Raw genomic sequence first — 6955 nt, 5'->3', positions numbered from 1 at the left:
GAACCCGGAAGCTAAGCCTCTCAGCGCCGATGGTACTGCAGGGGAGACCCTGTGGGAGAGTAGGACACCGCCGGACACCCATTCACGGAATGGCCACCCACACCCTGGGTGGCCATTCCGCGTTAACCCACCACTGCGGCGAAAGGGGCTGGAGCGCGCTGGGTAGACTCGAACAATGGCGTCGCTCGATCTCACCGTGTCCTCCGTCGACCTCACGCGGAACATCTGCGACATCCCCAGCGTCTCCGGTGATGAGCGGGTTCTGGCCGATGCCATCCATGACGCGATCTCGGCTCTGCCGCACCTGGAGGTCTACCGCGACGGCGACACGATCGTCGCGCGCACGGATCTCGGACGCCCGCAGCGGGTCGTGATCGCCGGCCACATCGACACGGTGCCGATCAACGGCAACCTGCCGACGCGCGACCTCGAGGTCGACGGCGTGCCCGTGGTCTGGGGCCGCGGCACGGTCGACATGAAGGCGGGAACCGCCGTGCAGCTGAAGCTCGCCGCCGAACTCGTCGCTCCCCGTGTCGACATCACGTGGATGTGGTACGACCACGAAGAGGTCGACGCCGATCTCAACGGGCTGACACGTCTGGCGCGGACGCGCCCGGACCTGTTCGAGGGCGACTTCGCCATCCTGGGCGAGCCGTCCAACGGCGCCGTCGAGGGTGGGTGCAACGGCAATCTGCGCGCGATCGTGCGCACGCACGGCGTCCGCGCCCACAGCGCGCGCGCCTGGGTCGGCGAGAACGCCATCCACAAGGCCGCGCCCGTTCTCGCGCGGCTCGCCGAGTACCGGCCGCGCGAGGTGCCCGTCGAGGGACTCGTGTACCGCGAGGGGCTCAACGCCGTGCGCATCCGCGGCGGTGTCGCGGGCAACGTCATCCCCGATCTGTGCGAGGTCGAGGTGAACTACCGCTTCGCACCCAGCCGTACGCTCGACGAGGCCGAACGACACGTGCGCGACGTGTTCGCCGGGTTCGACGTCGAGGTCGTCGACGGGGCGGCCGGTGCCCGTCCCGGGCTGGACGCCCCGCTCGCCCAGGAGTTCCTGGCCGCCGTCGCGGCCGAGCCGCGGCCCAAGTACGGCTGGACCGACGTGGCGCGGTTCAGTGCGCTCGGCGTCCCCGCTGTCAACTACGGCCCCGGCGACCCGAGCCTCGCGCACCATGACGAGGAGCGCGTGCCGATCGCGCAGATCGAGGCGGTCGAGCAGGGCCTGCGGGCCTGGCTCGCCGGCAGCTGAGGTCTCATGGCCGACGCGACTGCGGCCGCGCCCGTCGCCGCGCCACCTGCCCATCCCGCGCGGACCGCGGTGCGCATCGCCGTCATCTACGTCGCCGCCCGGCTGGTCACGACGCTGTTCCTGGTGCTCGCGGTCGAACTGTCGGGCTTCGGGAGCCGGATGGGCCCCGACGCGAACCTCGCGTCGACCATCGTGGCGTGGGACGGCAACTGGTACTGGCTGATCGGCTATTCCGGGTATCCGTCCGAGCTGCCGCTCACCGAGACCGGGCAGGTCGCCGAGAACGCGTGGGCGTTCCTGCCGATCTACCCGTATCTTTCGCAGTGGGTGTCGGTGCCGTTCGGGCAGTGGGCCGCCGGCGCCGTGATCGTCTCGCTGGTGGCCGGGTACGCGGCATCCCTCGTCCTCTACCGGCTGCTGCGCCTGCGGCTCGATGACTCGGCAGCGACGTGGGCGGTGCTGTTCTTCGCCTGCGGGCCCTTGGCGGCGCTGTTCCAGGTCGGCTACGCCGAGACCCTCGGCCTGCTGTGGCTTTTCTGCGCCCTGTGGTGCGTGATGCGTCGCCGGTACGGCTGGCTCTATCTGCTGATCCCGCTCATGGCCTTCACGCGGCCCGGCGTGCTCGCGTTCGCGCTGTTCCTGGCGCTCTTCGGCGTGTGGCGGTGGTTCCGTCGGCGCACCGAGCCGCTGGGCGGCAGCGAGGTCGTGCACATCGTCGCCCTCGGCCTGCTCGCCGCCGCGTCGGGCTTCGCGTGGCAGGTGATCGCGGGGTGGGTGACCGGCGATCCCGGCGCGTATCTGTCCACCGAACTGGCGTGGCGGCGCAACTGGATCCCGGGCGATGCGAGCTTCGCGCCCTTCGACGCGTTCGCCGCCGGCATCGAGTTCTGGTTCGGCACCATGTGGGGCCTGCCGGTCGTGTGGGGCTACATCGCCGTGGGGGTGGGCCTGGTCGCGCTCGCGTGCGCGCTGTTCCTGCCGCAGGTGAGACGACTGGGCGTCGAGATCCGGCTGTGGAGCGCCAGCTACCTGTTCTACCTGCTGCTCGTGTTCTTTCCCCAGTCGAGCATCTTCCGGCTGCTCGTGCCCTTGTCGCCGCTGTGGGGCGCCTTCGCCGTACCGCGATCCCGCGTGTGGCGGATCGGCGTGCTCGTGGCGTGCCTTCTGGGCCAGTGGTGGTGGATCTACAACATGTACGCCCTCGGGAACACGGCCTGGCAGGTGCCGTGATCAGGAGAAAACGGATGCCGCTTTCCACATGCGTACCCCGGTGTCAGCGCCCTCACGATAAACTTGCCTGGCAGACCATCGATGTAAAGGAGCCGCAATGGCAGCCATGAAGCCGAGAACCGGAGACGGGCCGATGGAGGCCGTGAAGGAGGGCCGACTCATCATCGTGCGGGTGCCGCTCGAGGGTGGGGGCCGTCTGGTCGTCTCCGTGAACGACGCTGAGGCTAAAGAGCTCTACGACGTTCTGGGTGGCGTCGTCAACGCCGCGTAAGTCGCATCGTCCCGAAAGGCCGGTCTTCGGACCGGCCTTTCGGCGTCTCGGCGCGGCGCGCGATCTCGATCTCAGGCCGCGGGGACCGTGGTGAGCTGGAGGAGTCCTTCGCCGGTGATGGATAGGGCGCCGATGACCGCGGGGGAGGCCTGCGTCTCTTGGATGAGCGAGCGGTACGACGTCGTCACCGCGTCGCGGCGGACAGGGTCGGCGACCGCGCCTCCGGCGAGCACGCGGGGCACGAGGACCGTCCCGCCGGCCCGCACCAGGCGCAGCCCGTGCTCGACGTACTCGATGACGCCCTCGGGATCGGCATCCACGAGCACGATGTCGTACGACGCCTCGTTCATGCGGGGCAGGACCTCGGATGCCCGACCGGTGATGAACCGGGCGCGTGCGACCGGGATCCGCGCGTCCGAGAAGGCCTGACGCGCCGCGCCCAGGTGCTCGGGCTCCTTGTCGATCGTGGTGAGCGTCGCGCGCGGCGAGCCGTGCAGCAGCCACAGTCCCGACACCCCGGCGCCGGTGCCGATCTCGACGATGTTGAGCGCCTGCGACGCCGCGGCGATGACGGCGCACTGCGCGCCGATCGCCGGGCTCACCGGAGCGGCGCCGAGTTCGAGCGCGTGAGCGCGCGCCGCCGCGATGTGATCGGGCTCACTCGTGGCTTCGTCGACGAACCGCTGGTTCGCGTTCTGCTCTCCCATGCGAATCCTCCGCCCGCCAGCCTACGCGGCCCCGCGGCGCTGGCGGAGCAGGCACGGCGGTAACCTGATGTCATGATCTTCGGCCTCACCATCGAGAAGCTGCTGCTGATCGGTGTCGTCGCTGCGCTCATCCTGGGGCCTGAGCGCCTTCCTCGCTACGCGGAGTCGCTGGCGACCCTGACCAAGCGCGCGCGGGAGTGGGTGTCGACCGCGCGCACGCGCGTGCGCGACGAGATGGGCGAGGACTTCGACGACGTCGACTGGCGCACGCTCGATCCGCGCCAGTACGATCCCCGCCGCATCATCCGCGAGGCGCTGCTCGATGACGCCCCGGTCGCGCCGCGCGCGGCGGCCGCCGCGACGGCGACTGCTGTCGCCGCCCCGGATCCGGCGCCGCGTGCGACGTTCCGCGGCCTCGACGGTCCTCCGCCGTACGACGACGAGGCCACCTGAGCCCGCCCCGCAGACCGCGCGTCAGCGCGGGCGGAACGGCAGACGTCGCCCGGCGAGCCCTCGCGGCGCGCGCGCGACGGCGTCGGCGACCTCGGTGATCGCCCGCGCCGCCGGGTCGTCGGGGTGCGCGAGAACGGCCGGGATGCCGGCATCCGCGTCCCCTCGCAGCACCGGGCTGAGGGGCACCGACGCCAGGAGCGGGACGTCGTCGCCGGACGCGGAGAGTGCGGCCGCGACGGCAGCACCTCCGCCGGCGCCGAACAGATCGAGGACCGTGCCGTCGGGCAGGGCCATGGCCGCCATGTTCTCGACGACGCCGATCACCTTCTGGCCGGTCTGCCGCGCCACGAGGCCGCTGCGCACAGCGACGTCGGACGCCGCGGTCTGCGGCGTCGTGACGACGAGCACCTCCGCGTTGGGGAGCAGCTGACCCACCGAGATCGCGACGTCGCCGGTCCCGGGCGGCATGTCGAGGAGCAGCACATCGAGGTCGCCGAAGTACACGTCCGTGAGGAACTGCTGCACCGTGCGATGCAGCATCGGCCCGCGCCAGGCGACCGCGCCCAGCGGCGCGGCGTCGCCGTCGGCGCGGCGGAGGAACATGCCGATCGAGATGACCTTCACGCCGTGCGCGACGGGCGGCAGCATGAGGTCGTCCACGCGCGTGGGCTGCGGCACTCCGCCGTCGGGGTCGACGAGTCCGAGCTGACCGGGGATCGAGAAGCCGTGCACATCGGCGTCGATGAGTCCCACCGCGAGGCCGCGCGCGGCGAGGGCTGCGGCGAGGTTGGCCGTCACGGTGGACTTGCCGACACCGCCCTTGCCGCTGGTGACCGCGATGACGCGCGTGAGCGTGCCCGGCCCGAAGGGCATCTCGCGCGAGCGCCCGCCGCGCAGGCGCTCGGTCAGCGCGTGCCGTTCGGCCGGCGTCATGACGCCCACCTCGAGCGCGACGTCGGCGACGCCGGGGACGGATGCCGCAGCCACCGTGACATCGGCGGCGATGCGATCGGCGGCCGGGCAGCCCACGATCGTCAGGGCGATGGCGACGTGGGCGACGCCGGCGTCGACGGAGATGTCGCGCACCATGTCGAGCTCACCGATCGGCCGCCGCAGCTCGGGGTCCGAGACCGCGCCGACCGCCGCGCGGACGGCGTCCGCGAGGGATGCACCTGTCATCGTGCGGTGCCGCCCTCGACCTCGGGAGTGTCGAGCTTGTCGAGCAGGGAACGGAGCTCCGCCCGCAGCATGTCGCGCGTGAGCACCTGCTCCGAGAACTCGTTGACCGCCATGCGCAGCGCCACGACCTCGCGGGCGAGGTATTCGGTGTCGGCGAGATTGCGCTCGGCGCGCTGGCGGTCCTGCTCGATCTGGACGCGGTCGCGGTCATCCTGCCGGTTCTGCGCCAACAGGATGAGGGGAGCGGCGTACGACGCCTGAAGCGAGAGGATCAGCGTCAGCAGCGTGAAGTTGGTCGCTGCCGGGTCGAACTGCAGCTGCGGCGGCATGAAGATGTTCCAGCACAGCCACACCGCCACGAAGATCGTCATGCCGATGAGGAACCCCGAGGTTCCCATCGCACGGGCGAACGCCTCGGAGAAGCGCCCGAAGCGGTCGCTGGACTGCTGCTGCGGGCCGCGCTGCAGCATGCCCGAGCGGCCGCGGGGCGCGTCGAGCGCCGGCTGGCGGGTCGTGCGTGCCATCAGCGCCTCCTGCCTGCGCCGAACGGCTTGCCGAGAAACGGCGTGCTCGCCGTGGTCGTGGGGACGGTCTCGGCCGCCGCGCGTTCATCGGCGGCATCCTGAGATCTCCAGTCCTCCGGAAGGAGGTAGTCGAGCACATCGTCGACGCTCACCGCGCCGACCAGACGGTGCGCGGGGTCGACGACCGGCAGCGACACGAGGTTGTACGACGCCAGCAGGCGCGCCACCTCGGCTGCCGAAGCCGTCGCCGGCACCGGGTCGAGCGTGTCGTCGATGATCGCGCCGAGCCGCTCGTGCGGCGGGTAGCGCAGCATGCGCTGGAAGTGCACGGTGCCCAGCAGACGCCCCGTCGGCGTCTCGTAGGGCGGAAGCGTCACGAACACGGCCGCCGCCAACGCGGGGTGCAGCTCATGACGGCGGATGAGGGCGAGCGCCTCGGCGATGGTCGCGTCGGCCGACAGCACGATGGGCTCGCTCGTCATGAGGCCGCCGGCCGTGTCGGGACCGTACTTCAGCAGCGCGCGGACGTCCTCCGCCTCTTCGGGCTCCATCAGCTCGAGCAGCTCTTCGCGCTGGTCCTCGGGCAGCTGGCCCAGCACGTCGGCCGCGTCGTCGGGCTCCATCGCGTCGAGGATGTCGGCGGCGCGCTCGTCGTCGAGCGCCTCGAGGATGTGCACCTGCTCCTCTTCGGGCATCTCTTCGAGGGCATCGGCGAGGCGGTCGTCGGGGAGCTCCTCGACGACCTCGAGCAGGCGCTCCTCGGGAAGATCGAGCAGCGTGTTGGCGAGGTCGGCGGGGCGCAGCTCCGAGTAGGTGGCGACGAGCTGCTCGGCCGACTGCGCCTCTCCGGGCACCTGGCGCTCGCGCACGTCGTCCCACGCGGCGAACGTCGTCGGACCCTTCGCGAACGGCGACGCGCTGGTCTTGGGCTTGCGCAGGAAAAGCTGGCCGACGTCCCACTCACCGAGCCGGTTGCGCTCGATCGCCACGTCCTCGATGACTGCGGTGCCGGAGCCGTCCGCGAGGAAGACCTTGCGGCCGATCATCTCGGCCATGACGCGGACCTCGCCGCCGCGCTGCTGGAAGCGGCGCACGTTGATGAGGCCGGTCGTGATCACCTGGCCGGTGGCGATCGACGTGACGCGCCCGATGGACACGAACACGTTGCGCCGGCCGGGGATCTCGACGACCAGTCCGATCACGCGGGGCGGGTCGTCTTTTCGGTAGATGACGACGACGTCGCGGACCTTGCCGAGACGATCGCCGGCGGGGTCGAAGACCGAGCACCCGGACAGGCGCGCGACGAAAACCCTCTGCGTGCTCACACGTCCCAGCGTAG

8 protein-coding genes and 1 rRNA gene are annotated in these 6955 nt (G+C 71.1%); 5 read left to right on the top strand and 4 right to left on the bottom strand.

Annotation, left to right across the window (positions count from 1 at the left end; translation table 11 throughout):
- The 4 genes from rrf to JNB62_RS05920 form a co-directional block, all read left to right on the top strand.
- A 5S ribosomal RNA gene (gene rrf / locus JNB62_RS05935) occupies positions 1-76 on the top strand; the annotation flags it as partial.
- A gap of 99 nt (positions 77-175) precedes the next feature.
- Positions 176-1252: a succinyl-diaminopimelate desuccinylase gene (gene dapE, locus JNB62_RS05930; protein WP_220299932.1), complete on the top strand. Its 1077-nt coding sequence runs from the start codon at positions 176-178 to the stop codon at positions 1250-1252.
- 6 nt (positions 1253-1258) lie between these two features.
- A complete protein-coding gene (locus JNB62_RS05925) occupies positions 1259-2482 on the top strand; it encodes a hypothetical protein (RefSeq protein WP_220299931.1) in 1224 nt (407 codons plus the stop codon).
- Between the two features lie 97 nt (positions 2483-2579).
- The gene (locus tag JNB62_RS05920) at positions 2580-2753 is read left to right on the top strand and encodes a DUF3117 domain-containing protein (protein WP_019179788.1); all 174 of its coding nucleotides are present in this window, start codon (positions 2580-2582) and stop codon (positions 2751-2753) included.
- 71 nt (positions 2754-2824) lie between these two features.
- Here JNB62_RS05920 and JNB62_RS05915 read toward each other — a convergent pair whose 3' ends face one another.
- Positions 2825-3460 carry an O-methyltransferase gene (locus JNB62_RS05915; protein ID WP_220299930.1) on the bottom strand — a complete coding sequence of 212 codons (636 nt, stop codon included), beginning with the start codon at positions 3458-3460 and terminating at the stop codon, positions 2825-2827.
- A 72-nt stretch (positions 3461-3532) separates the two neighbouring features.
- Between JNB62_RS05915 and JNB62_RS05910 the strand changes: the two genes are divergently transcribed.
- Complete coding sequence (locus JNB62_RS05910) at positions 3533-3913, top strand: Sec-independent protein translocase TatB (protein ID WP_220299929.1); 381 nt, start codon at positions 3533-3535, stop codon at positions 3911-3913.
- 21 nt (positions 3914-3934) lie between these two features.
- Here JNB62_RS05910 and JNB62_RS05905 read toward each other — a convergent pair whose 3' ends face one another.
- Genes JNB62_RS05905 through JNB62_RS05895 form a run of 3 tightly spaced genes read right to left on the bottom strand, consistent with a single transcriptional unit; the run spans position 3935 to position 6941 of the window.
- A complete protein-coding gene (locus JNB62_RS05905) occupies positions 3935-5092 on the bottom strand; it encodes a P-loop NTPase (protein WP_220299928.1) in 1158 nt (385 codons plus the stop codon).
- Positions 5089-5616, bottom strand: coding sequence for a DUF1003 domain-containing protein (locus JNB62_RS05900; protein ID WP_220299927.1), 528 nt, complete (start codon positions 5614-5616; stop codon positions 5089-5091). Before JNB62_RS05900 ends, JNB62_RS05905 begins: the two co-directional genes overlap by 4 nt.
- Positions 5616-6941, bottom strand: coding sequence for a magnesium transporter MgtE N-terminal domain-containing protein (locus tag JNB62_RS05895; protein ID WP_220299926.1), 1326 nt, complete (start codon positions 6939-6941; stop codon positions 5616-5618). Before JNB62_RS05895 ends, JNB62_RS05900 begins: the two co-directional genes overlap by 1 nt.
- Positions 6942-6955: the final 14 nt, after the last annotated feature.

Source organism: Microbacterium jejuense (assembly GCF_019511665.1).
GTDB lineage: Bacteria > Actinomycetota > Actinomycetes > Actinomycetales > Microbacteriaceae > Microbacterium > Microbacterium jejuense_A.
Note: the sequence above shows the minus strand (reverse complement) of the source record. Positions and strands in the feature narration are given on the sequence as shown.